Annotated in this window: 21 protein-coding genes; 11 read left to right on the top strand and 10 right to left on the bottom strand. The window is 48.7% G+C overall.

Going from position 1 to position 20,839, the window contains the following annotated elements; translation table 11 throughout:
- Positions 1 to 3: 3 nt before the first annotated feature.
- The 3 genes from NW199_RS06075 to potE all read left to right on the top strand — a co-directional run bounded on the left by NW199_RS06075 (position 4) and on the right by potE (position 4,498).
- On the top strand, positions 4 to 2,154 hold the full coding sequence (locus NW199_RS06075; RefSeq protein WP_258333953.1) for a M48 family metalloprotease: 2,151 nt from the start codon (positions 4 to 6) through the stop codon (positions 2,152 to 2,154).
- The gene (gene rsgA / locus NW199_RS06070; protein ID WP_258333952.1) at positions 2,126 to 3,067 is read left to right on the top strand and encodes a ribosome small subunit-dependent GTPase A; all 942 of its coding nucleotides are present in this window, start codon (positions 2,126 to 2,128) and stop codon (positions 3,065 to 3,067) included. Before NW199_RS06075 ends, rsgA begins: the two co-directional genes overlap by 29 nt.
- Before the next feature lie 102 nt (positions 3,068 to 3,169).
- Positions 3,170 to 4,498, top strand: a complete 1,329-nt coding sequence (gene potE / locus NW199_RS06065; RefSeq protein WP_258333951.1) for a putrescine-ornithine antiporter — start codon at positions 3,170 to 3,172, stop codon at positions 4,496 to 4,498.
- Positions 4,499 to 4,635: 137 nt separating this feature from the next.
- Here the strand turns inward: potE and rplS are convergent, their stop codons facing one another.
- The 10 genes from rplS to NW199_RS06015 form a co-directional block, all read right to left on the bottom strand.
- Positions 4,636 to 4,998 carry a 50S ribosomal protein L19 gene (gene rplS / locus NW199_RS06060; protein WP_249092018.1) on the bottom strand — a complete coding sequence of 121 codons (363 nt, stop codon included), beginning with the start codon at positions 4,996 to 4,998 and terminating at the stop codon, positions 4,636 to 4,638.
- Positions 4,999 to 5,215: 217 nt separating this feature from the next.
- The gene (trmD, locus tag NW199_RS06055) at positions 5,216 to 5,950 is read right to left on the bottom strand and encodes a tRNA (guanosine(37)-N1)-methyltransferase TrmD (protein WP_022472162.1); all 735 of its coding nucleotides are present in this window, start codon (positions 5,948 to 5,950) and stop codon (positions 5,216 to 5,218) included.
- 11 nt (positions 5,951 to 5,961) lie between these two features.
- A complete protein-coding gene (iscX, locus tag NW199_RS06050) occupies positions 5,962 to 6,153 on the bottom strand; it encodes a Fe-S cluster assembly protein IscX (RefSeq protein WP_022472163.1) in 192 nt (63 codons plus the stop codon).
- Between the two features lie 2 nt (positions 6,154 to 6,155).
- A complete protein-coding gene (gene fdx / locus NW199_RS06045; protein WP_022472164.1) occupies positions 6,156 to 6,491 on the bottom strand; it encodes an ISC system 2Fe-2S type ferredoxin in 336 nt (111 codons plus the stop codon).
- A 3-nt stretch (positions 6,492 to 6,494) separates the two neighbouring features.
- On the bottom strand, positions 6,495 to 8,366 hold the full coding sequence (gene hscA, locus NW199_RS06040; protein WP_258333950.1) for a Fe-S protein assembly chaperone HscA: 1,872 nt from the start codon (positions 8,364 to 8,366) through the stop codon (positions 6,495 to 6,497).
- Between the two features lie 9 nt (positions 8,367 to 8,375).
- On the bottom strand, positions 8,376 to 8,873 hold the full coding sequence (gene hscB / locus NW199_RS06035; RefSeq protein WP_258333949.1) for a Fe-S protein assembly co-chaperone HscB: 498 nt from the start codon (positions 8,871 to 8,873) through the stop codon (positions 8,376 to 8,378).
- An 11-nt stretch (positions 8,874 to 8,884) separates the two neighbouring features.
- On the bottom strand, positions 8,885 to 9,208 hold the full coding sequence (iscA, locus tag NW199_RS06030; RefSeq protein ID WP_022473435.1) for an iron-sulfur cluster assembly protein IscA: 324 nt from the start codon (positions 9,206 to 9,208) through the stop codon (positions 8,885 to 8,887).
- 1 nt (position 9,209) lies between these two features.
- Positions 9,210 to 9,593: a Fe-S cluster assembly scaffold IscU gene (gene iscU / locus NW199_RS06025; protein ID WP_022473434.1), complete on the bottom strand. Its 384-nt coding sequence runs from the start codon at positions 9,591 to 9,593 to the stop codon at positions 9,210 to 9,212.
- Positions 9,594 to 9,616: 23 nt separating this feature from the next.
- Positions 9,617 to 10,825, bottom strand: coding sequence for an IscS subfamily cysteine desulfurase (locus NW199_RS06020; protein ID WP_249092014.1), 1,209 nt, complete (start codon positions 10,823 to 10,825; stop codon positions 9,617 to 9,619).
- A gap of 272 nt (positions 10,826 to 11,097) precedes the next feature.
- A complete protein-coding gene (locus NW199_RS06015) occupies positions 11,098 to 11,592 on the bottom strand; it encodes a low molecular weight protein-tyrosine-phosphatase (RefSeq protein ID WP_258334033.1) in 495 nt (164 codons plus the stop codon).
- A 130-nt stretch (positions 11,593 to 11,722) separates the two neighbouring features.
- On the opposite strand from NW199_RS06015, the gene NW199_RS06010 reads away from it, so the two are divergent.
- The 8 genes from NW199_RS06010 (at position 11,723) to NW199_RS05975 (ending at position 20,785) form a co-directional block, all read left to right on the top strand.
- Complete coding sequence (locus tag NW199_RS06010) at positions 11,723 to 12,412, top strand: alpha/beta hydrolase (RefSeq protein ID WP_258333948.1); 690 nt, start codon at positions 11,723 to 11,725, stop codon at positions 12,410 to 12,412.
- A 187-nt stretch (positions 12,413 to 12,599) separates the two neighbouring features.
- Entirely contained in the window at positions 12,600 to 13,850 is a 1,251-nt protein-coding gene (locus NW199_RS06005; protein ID WP_249092012.1) for an MFS transporter, read from the top strand.
- Between the two features lie 180 nt (positions 13,851 to 14,030).
- Entirely contained in the window at positions 14,031 to 15,860 is a 1,830-nt protein-coding gene (locus NW199_RS06000) for a carbon starvation CstA family protein (RefSeq protein ID WP_258333947.1), read from the top strand.
- A 185-nt stretch (positions 15,861 to 16,045) separates the two neighbouring features.
- Positions 16,046 to 16,288, top strand: coding sequence for a hypothetical protein (locus NW199_RS05995; RefSeq protein WP_022473428.1), 243 nt, complete (start codon positions 16,046 to 16,048; stop codon positions 16,286 to 16,288).
- Between the two features lie 5 nt (positions 16,289 to 16,293).
- Positions 16,294 to 17,790, top strand: a complete 1,497-nt coding sequence (locus NW199_RS05990) for a sodium:solute symporter family protein (protein WP_258333946.1) — start codon at positions 16,294 to 16,296, stop codon at positions 17,788 to 17,790.
- A gap of 51 nt (positions 17,791 to 17,841) precedes the next feature.
- Positions 17,842 to 18,609 carry a creatininase family protein gene (locus NW199_RS05985; RefSeq protein WP_258333945.1) on the top strand — a complete coding sequence of 256 codons (768 nt, stop codon included), beginning with the start codon at positions 17,842 to 17,844 and terminating at the stop codon, positions 18,607 to 18,609.
- A 22-nt stretch (positions 18,610 to 18,631) separates the two neighbouring features.
- Positions 18,632 to 20,296: a M28 family metallopeptidase gene (locus NW199_RS05980; RefSeq protein ID WP_258333944.1), complete on the top strand. Its 1,665-nt coding sequence runs from the start codon at positions 18,632 to 18,634 to the stop codon at positions 20,294 to 20,296.
- Between the two features lie 264 nt (positions 20,297 to 20,560).
- A complete protein-coding gene (locus NW199_RS05975; RefSeq protein WP_258333943.1) occupies positions 20,561 to 20,785 on the top strand; it encodes a hypothetical protein in 225 nt (74 codons plus the stop codon).
- Positions 20,786 to 20,839: the final 54 nt, after the last annotated feature.

The following is a 20,839-nucleotide window of genomic DNA, read 5'->3' as shown; positions in this document are numbered from 1 at the left end:
ATATTGTCTCATAATTTACCGATGACTTTTACTTTTGCTCAAGTCTTCTTGGCCGCGCTGTGCTTTTATTTTTTGGTACACAGCGTTACTTGTCTGGCCGAGATCATACACCTCAAGCGCACGATCCATGAGGTGCCTGAACCCTTGCGCGAAAAGATCACTCTACCGCAACACAAAAAGGCTGCCCATTACGATATTGCCCGTACTAAGCTCAATTGGCTTGAAGTCACGGTGACCACCCTTTTGATTATTTATCTTACGGCCGGCAACGGCATCAACACGATTTCCGATTGGCTGATGAATACGGTCGGAGACCAGTTCGCCTTCCATTGGATGCTGCCGGCAAGCATCGGTTTTATTTTCGTTCTTTGTGACTTGCCGTTTTGCTGGTACAAAGAATTTCATTTGCGTGAAGCATTCGGCTACACAAAACAAGACCCCTCGTCTTGGTTTAAAAATTACTGGTTAACCACCCTTTTGGGATGGCTCACCGTTTTGCCTCTTCTTTGGATCGGTTTATTTTTGTGGCAAAACAGCGGCCCCATGTGGTGGATTCTCGGTTGGGCTATTTTTGCCGTTTATCTGGTCTTTTCCCTAAATCTCGCCAGACGTTTGGTTTATCTTTTTAAGCCCGATCGTGCCCAACTGGCTCATAACGATGAACTCAAGCGCGTCATTGATGCCTTGGGTGAAAAAGCGGGATTAAGTGTGGCTGAAATTCGTGTGGCTAAAGCAAAAGACAATGAGGAATTGCCGCCGGCATTTGCTTTCGGCCACAGACATGGTGTCAAACTCTTTTTCCGTCACGACATCTATAACCGCATGACACTGTCTGACCTGCAAGCCGTCGCCGCCCATGCCCTGTCCCGCAACCTCAGCCATATGTATTTTCAGGCATGGTTTTTGTGCGCACTCGCAGGCTTTTTCGTCTTTGCTTTCCTCGCTTGGTTTGCTCCGCAGTCATGGTTTTTAGACGAAATCGGCTTCCGAGTTTATGGCCCGGGCCCTTACTACGGTTCTGTGCTCACTTTTGCCATTGTGGCACTGCCGGTGTTGCTCTTTCCTTTCAGACTCCCGATGGACGCGTTCCTGCGCCATCTGATTTTTGCTTCCGACACTTTTGCCATGAAGCATACGGGGCTGAAAGTCACGGTTAATTCGTTAATTGAGCTTTTCCCCACGCCGATGCGCCACTCCAGCGTAACGCTTGGCTTTTTCGATTTGCTCTTTTCCCATGAACCGAGCCTGATGGCTCGTATCTGCCACGTGCAGCGCAAATCTGAAATTCTCGAAGCTCGTCGTCAAGAAGAGGCTTTACGCAACGACAACCTGACGGTATTGCATCAACTCGAAAATGTCTCCTCGGCTCTTATTTCCAAACAGGAACAAAAAGTCTTGGATGCGGAAGCCAGAGAAAAGAGACTACACAAGTTAAGTCGTCAATTTGAAAAAGCCCTCAAACAAAAAGCCGAGGGTGAAATGGGTGTACGCCCGGCTTTGCCGCTTGAAGCCTACCGAGATCCTCACTATGAAGAGGCGATGCAAGATCTAGCCGCATCCAACATCACTCATCCGATGTATGGCAAGAGCTTGTTGGATGGTCTGCGTGATATTGTCCAAAAATTACGCGAAGCCAGAAAATCTAAAAACGCTTCAGAAAAGCCCGATGAAAAGGTTGTTGCCCCGGCTTCTGAAATTGTTGAAGAATCGACGCAATCCTCAGAACCCGCTGAGCCTGCTTTACAAACACCAATCGTTTCAAATGACGAGAAGGTTGCATTGCCTCTCGAAGAGGTAAAAAAACAGGAAGCCCCCTCGGTAGCCGTTCAGGTGGAAACACCGCCTGTGAGCGAAGAGCCCCAATCTTCACAGCCGACCGAAGAGACTTTGGACGAGAGCCAAGAAAAACCTCTTGAGCAAACCGCTGAGAATTCCATTCAAGAGGAAAGCGCTGAAATTGCTGTGCCAGAAGTGCCGCAATCGAGTGTTTCAAACGAAGAAACGACTGCTCCTGCAATTGAAAGTGAAGCTGAACCAACTCAAACCAATGATGTTCCCCTTTTCGGGAAAGCCTCACGCCGAGCGACTGCTCTGAGAATCATGACTCAGCGTCAGCGAGAACTTTTTGAGAAAACTCATTCCAATGCCGCCTAAAGATCAACGCCGCACAAATTGCTTTCATGCTCAAGTGGTCTCCTGCCACGGGCGGCACCACTTTGTGCGGGACGATCAAGGCAATCTTTATGAAGCTCATCGAAGGGGTAAAAAGGCCGATGTGGTTGTAGGCGATGAGGTTCTCTGCTCAGCTGCCGTTGACAATACTGTTGCTATTGAATCGGTCGCCAAACGCTTCAGTCTTTTATTCAGACAAGATGAATGGCGAACCAAAACACTGGCCGCCAATATCGATACGCTTGTCATCGTCTACGCCTCCCATCCTCGTTTTAATCCCTGGTTTGTCTGGAAGGCTCTTTTAGCTTCACACGTTGCGGGCGTACACCCTATCGTCATACGAAATAAAACAGACCTAACCGAAGGTTCTTCTGAGGCTGAAAATTTTCTGACATCCCTTTCAACCTTGGGTTATGAAACGCATGCCATCAGCGCTGAAATAGCCTCTGAAAAAACCATTGAAGAATTGGATGACATATTCAATGGACGACGCTCACTTTTGGTCGGTCAATCCGGGATGGGGAAATCCACGATCTTAAATCTTTTGGTCAAAGACGCCAACGCTAAAACCCAAGAGTATTCTCAAGCACTCAATTTAGGGCGCCAAACCACGACGGTCACAACGCTCTACGATTTAGACAGAGCTCAGGGCTTTGTCATTGATTCGCCGGGCTTTCAAGAGTTCGGACTTGCTCACCTTACCCTCAATGATGTCATCGGGGCGATGCCGGATATTGCCTCTCACACCGGCGGCTGCCGCTTTGCCAACTGCAAACATCTCAAAGAGCCGGGTTGCTCAGTTAAAGAAGCACTCAAAGAAGGAGCCATTACGCAAGAGCGCTATGACTTTTACTGCGCGATCGCCACTCAATTGGAAAAATCCAACACGTGGTAAAGACTTCATTTTTCTGTTTTCTATCTCTTTGATTCTTTAGTTAATTTCGGTACAATCCCAGGACTTTTTTCAACCTACTGAAAGATAACTGACAAAAGAACTATGGCCACCATTGAAAAGCCGAAAATGACGTGCCTGCAATTGACGATGGCCGTCATGCTCAACATGCTGGGATCATCCATCATTTTGATGCCCACTAAACTTGCCGAAGTTGGAACTCAGTCCATTTTGGCCTGGTTAGTGACCATCAGCGGTGCCACCGCCATCGCCTACACGTTTGCCAAATGCGGCATGTTCAGCAGAAAAAGCGGCGGCTTAGGCGGCTATGCGTCTTACGCCTTCGGCAAGTCCGGCAGCTTCATCGCCAATTTCAGCTACGGCGTATCGTTGATCATCGCCAATTTGACGATTGCCATTTCCATCGTTGGCTACGTCATGGTGCTTTTCGATTGGGCACTGACTCCTTTGGAAATGGGCCTAGCCAGTATTTTTGTCATTTGGCTTTGCAGCCTGCCTAACATTGGTGGCGCCCGTTTTATCGGAAGACTTTCTCATTTTTCCAACTATGGAATTTTGATTCCCATTTTGGTGCTGACCGTCATCGGCTGGAATTGGTTCTCGGTTGACCGCTATGTTGAAGCCTGGAATCCGCAAAACCTCACACCTTTTGAAGGACTGTCGGCGGCCATTTCCATGACGCTATGGGGTTTTTTGGGATTAGAGACCGCCTGCGCGAATTCCGAAGCGGTGGAAAATCCTGAAAAATCGGTTCCCCGTGCCATGGTGCTTGCCACGATCGGCGCCGGTGTTGTTTATATTCTGGCCAATAACATCAGTTTCGGCATCGTTGACAACGCTGTGCTGTCTCGCTCCACCGCCCCGTTCGGTTTGGTGTTTGCAACCATGTTTTCGCCTGAAGTCGGCAAATTTGTCATGGCTTTGATGGCACTGGCCTGTGCCGGGTGTTTGACCAGTTGGCAATTTACGATTGCTGAAGTATTCCGTGTCTCGGCAAGAGAGGGTTATTTCCCGAAAATTTTTGCCAAAGTCAGCGCTTTGAACGTTCCGATTGCAGGGATTGTGATTATTTTGCTTTTGCAGTCTCTTGCTGCTTTGCTCACCATTGACCCGAGATTGGAACAACAGTTCTACATTCTTAAAGATTTAGCTGTGGTCACCAATCTGGTTCCGTACCTGTTGGCCTTTGCTGCCGTGAACGTAATCTTGCATCGAGAACCGGTTGATCCGTCTATCGTTAAGCGCACCACAATCATCGCTTCTTTCGCTTCAGCTTATTCGCTTTACGCACTTTATGCCTGCGGCCCCAAGGCCATGATGTGGGGTGCATTAGCCACCTTTGTCGGTATTTGGCTTTATGGCTACGCTGCAAAGTCTCTTGAAGTTAAAGGCAAACTGCAGGGACAAGAATAAAAAATACGTCATTTTCAAAAAGGCACTCGCAAAATTGAGTGCCTTTTTTTGTTCTTGCTAAAACAAAAACGGTTGGCTTTTGCCAACCGTTTGCGAAGTCTAAACAGCAGGTGCTGTATTTTCGGATCAGACTCGAATTACTTCGAGAGCTTTTCCTTAATACGGGCAGCCTTACCGGCGCGATCACGCAAGTAGTAGAGCTTGGCACGGCGAACATCACCGCGACGCTTCACTTCGATGCTGGCGATCGTCGGAGCGTAGAGTTGGAACGTACGTTCAACACCTTCACCGCTGGAGATCTTACGAACGATAAAGGAGGAGTTCAAACCGCGGTTGCGGCGAGCGATCACAACACCTTCGTAAGCTTGGACGCGCTTGCGGGAACCTTCAACAACGTTCACGTTCACGACAACCGTGTCACCGGCAGCGAATTCAGGATAGGTCTTGCCAGCGGTCACGCGGGCGATTTCTTCTTGTTCCAACGTTTGGATAAGATTCATTTTTTTCTCCAAAACCATCATCATGTGACCTGCGATCGGATCCAATGTCCGCGCATCGTCGTCACCGATAGGATGGGTTTTAATTAAACAAAATACTTCCTGTTCAACCGAACAGAAAGATCGCTATTGTATAGCAATCTTTTCCTTTTTGCATCAAGAAGTTGATTCAATCATTGGGATAGATTCTCTGCGATTGTCCGCCCCTGTATCAAACCAACTAGGCGTTCTTTTTGAGCCAAAGCAAATCGGCCTTGGTAAGTTTCCCGCAAGACCTGGCTTTCTCAATTAAATCCGGGCGGCTCCTCAAGGTGATTTCCAGCGCTTTTTCTCGAGTCCATTTGGCAATATTGGCATGGTGCCCTGTTAAAAGCACTTCCGGCACCGTCTCCCCTTCCCAAACCTCGGGTCTTGTGTAGTGCGGCGCATCCAAAAGACCGGTTGAAAAGGATTCATCCAAAGTCGAGAGTTCTTTGATGGCCCCCGGCAACTGACGAACCACCGCATCAATCAAAATCATTGCAGCCAGTTCTCCGCCTGAGAGAACAAAATCGCCCACACTCACCGTTTCATCAACATAATGATCCAAAAAGCGCTGATCGATGCCTTCATATCGACCGCAGATCAAAACCATGTCTTCGTTATCGGCCACCCAACGCCTCACCGTCTCATCGGTAAGCCTCGTACCGTTGGGAGCAAAACTGATCACCCGACCGCGGTTACCTGAACGTCTGATTCGTTTAAGCGTTCTAGCCAAAGGCTCAGCCATCATCACCATGCCCGGTCCGCCGCCAAAAGGCCGATCATCAATCGTTCGGTGATTGTCTTCGGTCTCTTCTCGTGGATTCCAAGTGTTGAGCGACCAAAGTCCTCTTTGCATAGCCCGAGACGTGATGCCATTTTGAGTTACAGCATCAAACATCGGTTCAAACAGCGTGATGACGTCAAAGCGCATGGTCAATCTCTTTAGAGCTCATCGAGCCAAGCTTGCAAAATCGCTTCCAAAATTGCCTCGTTGCTTTTCTCAGGATCATCGTCAAAACCATCCAGCTCAAGCACCATAGCGTGCAACTCCGTAAACCGCAGCTTCAACGGATTGACATCGGGATGCTCATCATAGAGCGCTTCGGCAATCTGTTGAGTATCAGTCCAGCGCATAATTAGTGCTCCTTGGCGTGATTGCGGCTGTACTTGGGAATTTCAATCACAAGATCCTCATCACCCACCACGGCCTGGCAAGACAATCGGGATAAATCCGTCACGCCCCATGCTTGATCGAGCATGTCCAACTCTTCATCTTCGGGTTCATTTAAGGAATCAAAGCCTTCTCGGACAATAACATGACACGTTGAACAGGCTCCGGAAAATTCACAGGCATGCTCAATGCCCACGCCATTGGCAAGTAAAGCTCGCGCTAATTTAACGCCGGACTTGACTTCAAAAGTCTTTCCTTCGGGACAAACGCTTGCGTGAGGCAAAACGGTAATCTTGGGCATAGTCTATTTTCCTTCAATATCTTCAACGCTCTTGCCGGAAAGCGCCTGAGCAATCGCTCGGTCCATACGGCGTTCAGCAAAGCTTTCCGTCGCCTGCGTCAGTTCCTTTTCAAGCGTCTTAATGGTTTCCAATTCGTGAGCTTCAACCGCTTTCAATAAACGCGTGATCAGATCTCGGATATGGTTTTCTTCTTCCTTGGTTAAAAGATCCGCGTCCGATGCCAAAGCGCCCACCGTGGATTCAATCAAGCGGCGAGATTCCACTTCCTCTTCGCGCAACGCTCTTTCACGCATATCCTCTTCGGCGTTACCCGTGCCGTCTTTGAGCATGCGCATGATTTCTTCATCGCTTAGACCGTAAGAGGGCTTGACGGTCACATGGGCTTCAACACCCGTTTGCGTTTCTCGGGCAGAAACCGACAAAAGACCATCGGCATCAACGCTGAAGGTCACACGAATTCTGGCGGCCCCCGCCACCAAAGCCGGCAGTCCTCGAAGTTCAAAACGAGCCAAGCTGCGGCATGCATCCACAATTTCACGTTCACCTTGCACCACGTGGATGGCCATGGCTGTCTGACCATCTTTAAAGGTGGTGAAATCCTGAGCCATCGCAACCGGAATAGGCGTGTTTCTCGGAATGATCTTTTCAACCAAGCCACCCATGGTTTCCAACCCCAAAGACAGCGGTGTGACATCGAGTAAAAGCCAATCGTCTCCGGCCGTATTACCGGCTAAAAGGTTAGCCTGTTTAGCCGCACCCACCGCGACCACTTCATCCGGATTGATGTTATCGAGCGGCTCAAAACCCAAATAATCCTTAACCGCTTCACGAATCACCGGCATACGGGTGGAGCCGCCCACCAAAACGAGCCCCTGGATGTCTTTTCGATCAAGCTTGGCATCACGCATTACCGCATCAAGCGTATCAATTGTCTTTTTAACCAAGCGGCAGGTTAGGCCTTTAAAAATCTCGCGCGTGATCGTGAGATCAATTTTTTTACCAGAAGAAAGCGTGACGTTGACAGCAGCCTTATCACTGCGACTTAAAGCTTCCTTGGCTGCTCGGGCTGCCATCATAATCAAGCTTTTGTCTTCCGGGGAAAGAATTTCGGTGACTTCGGCTTCTTGCAGCACCCAGCAGAAAATTCTGTGATCAAAATCATCGCCGCCTAAAGCGGAATCGCCGCCCGTGGCAAGGACCTCAAAAACGCCTTTAGTCAAACGAAGCACAGACACATCGAAGGTGCCTCCGCCCAAGTCATAGATGACATAAAGACCCTCGGCTCCTTCATCGAGCCCATAGGCCAAAGCCGCCGAAGTCGGTTCATTGAGAAGCCGCAACACATTAAGACCGGCAAGTCTTGCCGCATCCTTTGTGGCCTGACGCTGGGCATCATCAAAATAGGCAGGAACCGTGATCACCGCGCCGACCAATTCTCCACCCAACGCCTCTTCGGCGCGATCCTTTAAGACTTTTAAAATTTCTGCGGAAATTTCCACCGGACTTTTCTCGCCTGCCACGGTCTGAACACGCAGCATGCCATCGGACTCGGCAAAACGGTACGGAAGGCTTGAAGCTTCCTTAATTTCTGCGCTCGAGCGTCCCATAAAACGCTTGACGCTGGCTATCGTATTTTGGGAATCTTCGCTGATCGCTAAACGCGCCTCATGTCCGACGACGGTTGTACCGTCTGATAAGTACCTGACAACAGACGGTAATAACTTTCTGCCTTCATGATCGGCAAGCACCACTGTCTCGGCGCTTTTCACCGTCGCCACCAACGAATTGGTTGTTCCCAAATCAATGCCGACAGCCAAACGATGCTGATGCGGATCAGCCGACATGCCCGGCTCGGCAATTTGCAATAAAGCCATGAAAAAATCCTAGTGTTGAATTTGTGTGATGAGTTTATTAACAAACATCAACTCACGCGTCGCTTCAAAAGCGGCCTTATCGTCATGATCGGTATCAAAAGCCTTAGCCAGAGAAGCGATCAGTAGACGCTGGTGCTCTTTAACCTCTTCAAAAAGCCTTTGACGCGCGCCCTCATCGCCCGTTTGCTCACACGCTTCCAGCGCCTCGTGCCACTGCATCTGAAGCATCAGAAAATCAGCGGGCATCGGACGATGCTCATTGACATCAAAGCCCTTGAGTTTACACAGATACTGCGCGCGCAAAAGATCATCGGCAAGTGTGCGGTACGCTTCGTTAACCTGTACGCTCATCTGTTGGGCGATGCGCTTTTCAAGCGCGCTGGCCGTCACAAAACGATCAGGATGCAGGCGCTGAAGCAAAGCGTTTTTCACCGCCTCCAAAGACGACAAATCAACCGCAAAAGTCTGCGGTTGATTTAAAAGGGAAAAATAATCTTTTTGACTCATGAGGCGCTCAATCACACCTGAAAAGACTCACCGCAGCCACAGTGACTTTTCTCGTTGGGATTGTGGAATTTGAACCCTTCATTGAGGCCTTCGCGGGTATAGTCAAGTTCGGTGCCATCAATGTAGGGCAAACTCTTGGCATCGACCACAACCTTCACTCCGAAAGATTCCCACACTTGGTCGTCTTCTTCGATCGCGTCTGCGAATTCGAGCTTATAGGCCATGCCGGAGCAGCCCGATGTCTTCACCCCAAGGCGCAAACCGATGCCCTTGCCGCGCTTTGTTAAATAAGCGTTGACGTGGCGAGCGGCGTTTTCTGTCAATGTCACAGCCATCTTACTTTCCTTGTTTTTGACGGTAATCGGCAATCGCGGCCTTGATCGCATCTTCAGCCAAAATCGAGCAGTGAATCTTTACCGGCGGCAAAGCCAATTCTTCGGCAATCTGCTCGTTGGATAACTGCATGGCTTCATCAAGAGACTTGCCCTTAACCCACTCGGTCACCAAAGAGCTCGAAGCGATGGCTGAACCGCAGCCATAGGTTTTAAATTTAGCGTCTTCGATAATGCCTTCAGGATTGACTTTGATCTGCAAGCGCATCACATCGCCGCAGGCGGGAGCCCCCACCATGCCGGTGCCGACATCCTTTTCGTTCTTATCGAGCGTGCCCACATTGCGGGGATGCTCGTAGTGATCCATCACTTTGTCACTGTATTGCATCTGTCCTATCCTCTTTCTGATTTTTAGTGTTCAGACCACTTCACTTGGTTGAGATCCACACCCTCTTGGTGCATTTCCCACAACGGGGACATTTCACGAAGCTTGGCCACTTTTTCCTTTAATTGCGCCACCACAAAGTCGATTTCTTCTTCCGTGGTAAAGCGACCCAAAGTGAAGCGAATGGAGCTGTGAGCGAGCTCATCATCGCGGCCCAAGGCACGCAAAACAAAAGACGGTTCAAGACTGGCTGACGTGCAGGCCGAGCCCGAAGACACCGCCACATCTTTGAGTGCCAACATGAGGCTTTCGCCTTCGATAAAGGCAAAACTCACATTGAGGTTAGTGGAGACACGATGTTCCCAGTCACCATTCAAATATACATCCGGAATTTCTTGAATACCGGCCCAAAGCTTGTCACGCAACTTCTTAAAGCGAGCGTTTTCTTCATCCATTTCAAGGCGGGCCAAACGATAAGCTTCACCCATACCCACGATTTGGTGCGTGGCCAAGGTACCGGAACGCATTCCGCGTTCATGACCGCCGCCGTGAATTTGTGCTTCAAGACGAACGCGAGGTTTGCGTCGGACATAAAGCGCGCCGATTCCCTTAGGACCATAGACCTTGTGACCCGACATACTCATCAGATCAATCGGATCCTTGGTCATATCAAAGTGCAGTTTACCAATGGCCTGAGTGGCATCAACGTGGAAGAAAATGCCACGTTCACGGCACATTTGACCGATGGCATTGATATCTTGGATAACACCGATTTCATTGTTGACAGCCATGACGGAAACCAAAATGGTGTCATCACGCATGGCCGCTTTCAACGCATCCAAATCCAAAAGACCATTGGGCAAAACGTCCATGTAGGTCACGTCAAAGCCTTCCGTTTCCAAATGGCGCATGCTATCCAATACGGCCTTATGTTCAGTCTTCACTGTAATGAGGTGCTTGCCGCGGTCTTTATAAAAATGGGCAATACCTTTAAGCGCCAGGTTGTCCGATTCGGTAGCCCCGGATGTCCAAACAATTTCGCGCGGATCGGCGTTGATCATCTGAGCGACCTGTGAACGGGCTTCTTCGACAGCCTCGCGGGCTTCCAGTCCGTACGGATGAGAGTTGCTGGCCGCATTGCCGAAGCGCTCGTAGAGCCAGGGAATCATCTTTTCTACAACACGGGGATCAACCGGAGTCGTGGCACCGTAGTCCAAGTAAACAGGTTTTCTCAATTTGAGCTCCTTAACGAATCAACGCCTATCTATATATAGACAAGTCTGAAAACAGACCTCTTCAAGCTAGGGATAACCCCTGCTTTTTCAAACGAAAGTAGATATTACTGACTTCACTTTTTAAACGCAAGATAAATTATGAGAAAATTCTCAAAAATCAGCATAAAAAAACTCACTTATCCTATTGTTAATAAAAGGATAAATGAGTCAATTCAAAAACTGTTTCAAAGCGAAAAATGTCTGTAATCATTACAGACTAAAGATTGTATTGATTACAAGGTTTTCGCATGAAGTCCGTTTTGATTAACCAATGTGGACAAAAGTCCGTGACAGGCATCCTCACAATAAAGGAGTACTTTTTTAAATCCGTCTGAATTCCCGTAGTAAGGATCAGGCACAATGGAGACGTCATAGCTTGTGCTGTAGCGCATCAAAAGTTCGGGTTTTTGACTATAGGCCGCAGGCGCCATTCGTTTAAGTTCATTGATATTGTTCCAGTCCATGGCCAATATCCGGTCATAGCGCTCAAAGTCAGAAGCAGAAATTTGACGGGCAGTGTGTTTGGACAAGTCATAGCCTCTGGCCGTGGCGCATTCAATAGCTCGGCGATCGGCGCCTTCGCCCACATGAAAACTTTCAGTGCCAGCCGAGTCGATTTCAAATTTTTCAGTCAGGCCCGCCCGATCCACCAACTTTCTAAAGACAGCCTCCGCCGTGGGGGATCGGCAAATGTTGCCCGCGCAGACAAAAAGAACTTTAAGCATAATCCATTAGCTCCCTTTAAATTTTTTTCCCTTTTTCAGAATTTAAATTTACACTTCAAACAGGCTATTTTTGTGAAGTTTTTTTGAATTTCTCATACAATAGCGGCCCATCACTAATTGTTTGACCTTAAGCATGGATACCATTTTTCAGGAACCGCTCGACCAAACTCAAAAGCCGATCACTTTGATTTGGCTGCACGGCTTGGGTGTGGACGGCTCTGATTTTGAATCTTTTCAAAAGGAACTTTCTCAATTCGGCGAACTCAATAACGTTCGGATGGTTCTGCCCTCTGCCCCTTTGCGCGATATTACGGCCTACAACATGAAAATGAACGGCTGGTACGACCTTTTCGATGAGACATTCGAAGAAGAGACAAAGGAAGACATCGATGGCATGAATCAAGCGGCCGAAACAATTACCGCCCTAATTGAAGAAGAACGTCAAAAGTATCCCGACTCGCCGATTTGGTTAGGCGGCTTTTCACAAGGGGCTGCGATGGCCATTCTGGTGGGTTTGTCGCAAATTACACCCTTGGCCGGTGTCATTGCTTTATCGGGTTATGTTCCCAAACATCCCCGTTTCGATGAATTAAGCGATGTGGCCAAACAGACACCCGTTTTTATGGCTCACGGCACTTTAGATCCGGTCATCTCTCTTGTCCAAGCAAAAAAGGGACTGGAAGTGCTCAATAAGGCAGGCGCTTCGGTTGAATTTTTCGACTACCCTATGGTCCATGAAATTTGTCCTGATGAAGTGGCCGATATCGCCGAATTTATTCGGGCCCATGGCGCAGCTTCTCAACAAGAGACTACGCAAGCCTGATAGCGGTTTTTCAAGCCTTTCAACTCCGACCCTAGCGTCGGAGTTTTTGTTTGGAATTAGGGAAAACGCTTGATTAAAAAGGGCTTTAACTTTGATTCAAGGCCGTACTTTTTGATTTTTTTCAGCATAAGATAAATGCTGAGAATTTATTTTGTATGCGCTTTTAGATTTTGGATTGGGGAATCAAATGCCCTATTGGAAAGCACTGGTCTGGTTTTTGACCATCACTTCTGTTTTTATGTCGGCGAGCTACACGATGCTCGTGCCTTTCCTGCCGATGTACTTGATTGACGAATTGGGCGTCGCGCAAAGCGACGTCAATATTTGGTCGGGTCTGATTTTTTCTATTTCGTTTTTGATCAGTGCCATCATGGCCCCAATCTGGGGGGCGCTTTCCGATAAGAAAAGCCACAAAGCGATGGCCGTACGCGCGGCCGCCTGTTTAGCCATCTCGTACGTTTGGGGCGGTTTTGTGCAAACCCCGTGGGAGCTTTTTGCCATGCGAAGCTTCCAGGGCTTTTCCGCGGGACTGTGGCCAGCTTGCTTAGCCATCATGACGTCGACGGCCCCGAGAGAAAAAATGGGGTGGTGCCTGGGGCTCATGCAAGGCGGCTCGACCGCGGGCGGCGTCTTTGGGCCGTTGATCGGGGGTGTTCTGGCTGAAGTGTTCGGTATGCGCGCATCGTTTTATTTTGCCGGCGCCGCTTTGGGTCTGATCGCTTTGGGTTTGATCGTCTTCATTAAGGGCGGCGAGCAAAAGAAAGTGGTCAAGACGGTGGAAAAGAAAAAGAGCGGCGGCTCCATGAAGCTTCTCAAGGTTCCGGTCATTCAGCGCATGCTTTTTGCCGCGGCGGTCGTTCAGCTTGCCGTCATGTTGGTTCAGCCGGTTTTGCCCCTTTACATTGCTGAATTGCAAGGCTCGATGGACAACATCGTGATGGTTTCCGGTATCGTCTTCTCCGTAGTCGGCATCTCGGGCGTTTTCGCCGCCCCGATGTGGGGACGATTGGGCACCAATATCGGTTACCGTTGGGCGCTTTATGTGGCGCTGTTGGGCGGCGGCATTTTCGGTGTCGTACAGGCAATCCCCGGTGAAATCACTCCCTTTGTCATTTGGCGTTTTGTCGGTGGTATTTTCTTTGCGGGTATCTTCCCGGCTATTAACGCGCTTTTTGCCGAAAATACCCTGCCGAGTGAGCGCGGACGAATTTATGGTTTAAGTTATGCTGCCCAGCAAATTGGCTCGGTCGCCGGCCCAATTTTAGGCGGTCTGATGGCCACCTACTGGAGCAACTCCATTGTGGTGATGGCGCACGGCTTTGTCATGATTCTTTTGGTGATCATGCTCTATCTGAAGCGACCGAAGAATCAAGATCCGGGCAGTGGTGAAACAATCAACGTTGAGTCCGATTCTGCTGAAGAGACAAAAACAGCCTAAATAATTACAGGCTAATCCGAAGGCTCTAGGGACCATCCCGAGAGCCTTTTGTTTTAGTCACAAAGGTTTATGACTTTAAGCAAAGATTGTTATTTTTCCTTTTTAATCAACACAGAAAAAGTTTGTGAGAGCCTTCAATCTTGATAGACTAAGATCGGACTCATTTTTACGGAGGCTCCTATGGATACGTCAACCGGCGTGAACGCTGTAACGATTGTTTTCGCCGCTCTCTGCGTTTTTGCGATCGCATACCGCTTCTATGGTTTGTTCATCGCTCAGAAAGTTCTCAATGTCAATGAAGCCCGTCAAACGCCTGCTATGCGTTATTCTGACGGACAAGACTATGTCCCCACAAATAAGTACGTGCTCTTCGGGCACCACTTTGCCGCCATCGCTGCGGCCGGTCCTCTGCTTGGACCAGTGCTTGCCGCGCAATTCGGTTATATGCCGGGGCTGTTGTGGATTTTGATCGGCTGCGTGCTCGCAGGCGGCGTCCACGATATGGTTGTGCTCTTTTGCTCGGTGCGCCACCGTGGCCGCTCCTTAGCTCACATCGCAACCACCGAAATTGATAAAACCACCGGATTGGTGGCCGCTTGGGCTGTGCTCGCCATTTTGATTTTGACCTTAGCCGGTCTTTCCATCGCCGTGGTCAACGCCATGCACAATTCGCTTTGGTCCACGTACACGGTCGCGGCAACCATTCCTATCGCCATCATCATGGGTCTTTACATGCAGGTTTGGCGCAAGGGTGATGTCAAGGGTGCGACGTTAATCGGCGTTGTTTTGCTCTTTTTGTGCATTCTGTCCGGTCCGTGGGTTGCCTCTCATCCGGAATATTTCGGCTGGCTGGATATCGACAAACCGACTATGAGCCTTTTGATCCCGATTTACGGTTTCTTGGCTTCTGTGCTTCCGGTATGGCTTTTGCTCTTGCCGCGTGACTATCTGTCCACGTTCTTGAAGATCGGTACCATCGCTGCTTTGGCAATCGGTATCGTTTTCGTGATGCCGCATTTCCAAATGCCCGCTTTCACGGAATTCGTCAAAGGCGGTGGCCCGATCGTCGGCGGTCCGGTTATTCCTTTCATCTTCATCACGATTGCCTGCGGCGCTTTGTCCGGTTTCCACGCTACGATCGGTACCGGTACCACGCCGAAGATGATCTCCAACGAACGTGACGTGCTCTTTGTCGGTTACGGCGCCATGTTGATGGAAGGCTTTGTGGCTGTAATGGCTTTGGTTGCCGCCTGCGTGTTGGTTCCTGCCGACTACTTCGCCATTAATGCGCCGGCCGATAAATTCGCCGCGCTCGGCATGGCCGTGCAAGAACTGCCGCACTTGGAAGCTCAAGTCCAAGAAAGCCTGATGGCTCGCCCGGGCGGCTCCGTTTCTTTGGCTGTCGGCATGGCTCACATCTTCTCTCAGATTCCCTTCATGGAAAATCTGATGGCCTATTGGTACCACTTCGCCATTATGTTTGAAGCGGTGTTCATCTTGACGGCTGTGGACGCCGGCACCCGTGTTGGTCGTTTCTTCCTGCAGGAAATGATGGGCAAGGTTTGGCCGAAGTTCTCTGACAAACAATGGTGGCCCGGCATTATCATCACTTCGGTGATCTTTACGGGTTCTTGGGGCTACCTCGTTTACTCGGGCGATATCAGCTCCATCTGGCCGCTCTTTGGTATTTGCAACCAATTGCTCGCCTCGGTGACGCTTTTGATCGGCACAACGGTTATTCTTCGTTTGAACAAGACCAAATATGCCCCGATCACGGGTGTCCCCGGTATTTTGATGACCATCATCACGATCTGGGCTGGCTGCTGGTTGGTGATTAACCAATACATTCCTGCCGGTCAGTATCTACTTGCTTCGCTTTCTGTCATCGTGATGTTGCTGATGCTCTTTGTGATCATCGGTACACTGCGTCGTTGGTCCGTGCTCTTGAATATCAAGACCACAACTCATGACAGCTATGGTGTTGAAGTTAAAGCGATTGTAAACGAATAACTTCCATCACCACCTTAACCAACGCGTCCGATTACAAAAATTCGGACGCGTTTTTTATGAAAAAAAAAAATCTCAACATTTGATCTATGGAGAATTTAATAGAGATTAACACCTAAACAAAACTATCAACCTTGAAAAATTCTTAAGTAAACTGAGGTTGTTATTCTTCTTGAAGGAGTGTTTTTATGCATCCTTTTACTAACAAATTCGAGAAAAAATGGTTCTGGTTTTTCATGGCCCTTTGGGGATTTATCATGTTGCCACTGCCATGTTTCTACGATACCGAATACAATCCCGGCTTTTTCGGCGTTCCCGTCTTCATCTGGGGCTGGTTGGTATACGGTCTTCTGACCATTGTGTGTATTGCCCTTTGGGCCTCTTCATGTCTGAAGCGTCCCGAATATCACGAATTCGATGAAGAGGAATAATCATCATGCATTTTTCTATTGATACAACCAGCATGACGATTCCGTTTCTGTGCGTGATCGTTACATACTGCGTCGTTTTGACCGGTTTAGGCTGGTATGGTTCCAGACAAAATAAAAACCTTGCCGACTTCTTTACGATGTCTGGTAAAGCAGGCGCCATCCTCACTGGTGTCGCCTATTTTTCTACTCAGTACTCTATGTCGACCTTCATGGGTGTGCCGGGTTCCATTTATCACGTGGGGTATGCCGGCATGTCCGTGTCAGTCCCGGGCATTGCCTTTTCCATGTTGATTCCGGCTTTGCTTGTCGGCCGTCGCTTAATCACATTGGGTCATCGCTACAAGATGCTGACAATGGCCGATTATCTAGCCGACCGCTTTGACTCGACCGGTATCCGTGGCTTATTGGCTGTGCTCATGTTGATTTTCCTTGTCTCCATGATGGGCGCTCAGACCATTGGCGGCGGTGTGATTTTCTCCACCTACACGGGCTGCGATGAATGGGTCGGTATCGTGGTGATGGGTATTACCGTTATCCTGTACTGCATGGCTGGCGGCATCCGCTCCGTGATGCTCACGGACTTGATCCAAGGTATTTTGATGGTTGTTACCGCCGTAGTGACCTTCTTCGTTTCCCTTAAATTGGGCGGCGGCCTTGAAGTGATCAATGAAAAATTGGCCGCTATGGACACCAATTATGTGAGTTTCCCGGGGCACAACAATGCATACCCGTGGCAAAACTATGTTTCCATGATTGTGATGTGGTCCTTCTTTGCCATCGGTCAGCCTCACCTCTTTACGAAGTTCTTCACGATGAAGGACCACAAGACGATGTTTAAGGCCGTCATTTTAGGTACCTTGGGCATGTGGTTCTCGGCTTCCTTCATTGAATGGTGCGGCGTCACCAGTATCATCTCCTTCCCCGGCTTGGAAGGCAAGAACTCTGACTTCGTTGTACCTTTGATTTTGCAAGGCGGTTTGCCTCCAATCATTTCTTCGTTAATGGTGGCCGGTATTTTCTCTGCCGGTATGTCCACCATTTCATCTTTGTTGCTCACGGCCACCTCTGCCGCTTCGCGTGATATCTATCAAAAGATTCTCAACCGCAATGCAACAGACGAAGAAACCTGGAAGTTGTCTAAGGTCATCACCGTTGTTCTGGGTATCATCGCCATCGGCATCGGTGTGATGAAACCGGGTTCCATTTTCCAAATCGTTTTGTTTGCTTTCGGCGGTTTGGGTATTTGGGCGGCTCCTATTTTGCTCGGCATGTACTGGAAGCGTACGACGACCGCCGGTGTTTATGTCGGTGTTATCTCGGCTGAAATCCTCTACGTGCTCATCACCCTGAAGTTTACGAGCTGGTCCTTTGGCTTTAACCCCTTGATCGTTGCTTGGCTCTTTGCCATGATCGTGATCATCTTGGTAAGCCTTGTGACCAAGCCTGTTTCTCAAGAAACGCTTGATCGTCACTTCGCTGACTTGGAACACGTTAAAGGTTAATTTTGATAAAAGCCCGATCGTCGCATCGGGCTTTTTGTTATGAGGCACAGTATGCAATTAGCTCATTTGAATTGGCGTCAAGCCCAGGAAAAACTCGCGGATCCCAACACCGTTGTTGTTATTCCCGTCGGCAGTACAGAACAGCACGGCCCCATTGGCCCGCTCGGCACCGACTGGCTGATTCCGCAATGGATCACCGCCGAAATGGAAAAGCGCACCGACATTTTGGTCACACCTGTGATTCCTTTTGGGGTTGCCACACACCACACCTCGTTTGCGGGCACCATTGACATGGGACTTGAAACCATGATCAATATCATGCGAGGTGTTTTCCAAAATTTAGCCAAACACGGCGCCAGACGTTTTATTGTCGTCAATGGCCACGGCGGCAACGACCCAGCCATTGAAAAGGCTGGTCTTGAATTAGCCAGAGAAACCGGCGCGTTAATTACATTGCTCGATTGGTGGGGCATCGCTCCGGAATTAAACAAAATTTGGACAACTGGTCACGGCGATGCTCAGGAAGTATCGGCCGTTATGCATATCAAACCCGAACTCATTGATATTGCTTCTTGCCCGGAAACGACAGTGAATGATTTAAGCGACAAGCTGCACTTCACACACTTAAGCTCTGTGAAGTTTGGTGACGCTCATATCAAGCTTGTCCGTGACATCAAAAAAGGCATTCCCATGGGTGGCTTCGGTGGCATTGACAGTCAAAAAGCCAATGCCGAATGGGGCAAGGACATGATGCAAGCGGTTGTCGATTACTTTGTGGCATTCACCGAAGAATTTCGTCGCTTGCCGCTTGATAAGTAATCCTTAAATAAGGAGTCTTTAAATGCTTGACCAAACGCTTTTAATGCAAACACTGCAAGACATCGCTAATACCGGTGAGAGATTATCAAATCCATCGGAAGAAAACGCCTTTATTGTCATTGCTGAGGCCTTTAAAAATGTCGGAGCAGAAGTGAACATAGAACGCGTTCCGCTTTTTGTTTCGACGGTCGACAACGTTCGCATGACGGCGGATGGTCAACGCATTAAGGCTCTGGGCAACGCTATGACATTACCTCTTGATGGAAACAATCCCCGACAAGGAACGGTTTCTGTTCAAGGGCATTTGCGTATTCTTTCTGCCTCGGATTGGCAAAGCTATGAAAAGGGCAATTCTGACGAGATTGTTCTTCTTAACGGTTTGGCCAATTTGAATGATTTGAGAAAAGCCCAAGCGCTGGGATTAAAAGCGGTGCTTTTTGATACTGGGGATCGCATCCATCGCATGATTGTTAGTGACGTCTGGGGCAGTCCGACACCGGGCTGCGAAAGTCGTTATGTCACGATGCCCAACGCTTCTATAAAGCATTCAGACGCGTTGACATTAAAAGATGGAATGAGGATAACTCTTGAATTGGCAATCAATAGCCGTTGGACGACATCGCCCGTTTTGATGGCCCATGTCCGTCATAATGAGCAAAATTCCGAAGCGTTTACGGCGATCGTCACCGGTCACATTGACAGTTGGGGAGACGGTGCATTGGATAATGCTTCGGGAATCGCCGCAATGGTGGCTAGTGCCAAGGAAATTCTCACGCTCAAAAACCGCAAACATGATGTCTGTTATGTCATTTGGTCCGGGCACAGTCATGGGCGCTATGCCGGCAGCACGGCTTGGCACGATAAGCATTTCAATTGGCTCAATGAGAAAGTTTTTCTAAATCTCAACTGTGATTGTCTGGGCGCGGTGGGTTCAACGATTTTGGGAAAGACACCTGTCATGGCCTCCACAGCCGCACTAGCTAGAAAAGCGCATGAAGGCATAAGTTTTACTGAAGCTTTCACCCGCTTTAATCGGTCCTGTGATCAATCGTTTATGAGCATGGGCATCCCTTCAATCTTTTCCAATATTTCTGAAGTTCCGCCTAGTGGCAGCGTCAGCATGAAAGTGGCCGGTTTATCCGGTGTATACGGTCCTTATTGGCACACCACGGACGACACGATGCAAGGAATCGATCCTCAAGCGCTCATGCGAGACACTGAGATTTTCACAAACGGTTTGATTCAATCCGTTATTGAAGGCCCTGACGCACTGGATTTGATGGCTGAATGGAACGAATTCAGTACAAACATTCGTGAAAAACTAAACGTGATTAAAGAAAAGCAGTCCACGGACAGCATCAGCGAAGCATTTGTGAATGAACCTATTTGGCAAGAGCTCTTGGATAAATTAAGCGAAATGAACATCGTTATTCAAAAGCGTGCTGTCGAAGCTAATTCTCAAGTAAAAGTACAAACGTTAAAACATATTGTGGCGATGGCTTATAGTGCATCAGCTCTGGGTTTACAGGACAGAGCAGGGCAAAAAGCCCGCAGTCTTTTGGTCGAAGCCTTTGAGAAATGGACAAAAGCCAAAGAAGAATCCTTTGAGTATTTCAGTGCATGGACGGCAATGGTGAGAGGTGCTAATCAATTGTTTGCGCAATTGAAGAGCATCGAACGACTTTAAAGAAAAGAGTTTCTATTGCAGGCTTTCTTCGCAGAGACTGAGAAAGGTAAAAACAAAAGGGGTGTTGATAATGTCGGCCATTGCCGAAGTGATCAACGCCCCTTAATTTATCAAATCAAATTGGATCGCCTCAAATATGAATAGGAAACCGCTCAATCCGTGTACTTTGTCATAGAGGTTACAGATCGTTAATTCGATTCTGACAACAGAAAAAATTTTGAGATACTCAAAATAAGATCAACGCTTGACAGGAGATTAGCTACTATGACCTCAAGACGTAATCTTTTAATGGCATTATTGTTTCTATCCGCGGCTGGTATTTCTGCACCGTTGTATGCGAGGGATGACGATGACGACTGGGATGATGACGATGATTGGGACGACGACGATGATGACGATGACTGGGACGACGATGATGACGACGATGATGATGATGACGACGATGATGACCGCAGAAGGCGTCCTCGCAGACGGAAAGACAGAGATTAACTAACGGAGTTTAAAAAAAAAGCCTCGGAATCAAACGATTCGAGGCTTTTTTTA

The sequence above is a fragment of the Parasutterella secunda genome, from assembly GCF_024733725.1.
Lineage (GTDB): Bacteria > Pseudomonadota > Gammaproteobacteria > Burkholderiales > Burkholderiaceae_F > Aphodousia > Aphodousia faecalis.
This window is presented reverse-complemented; position numbering and strand designations above follow the sequence as displayed.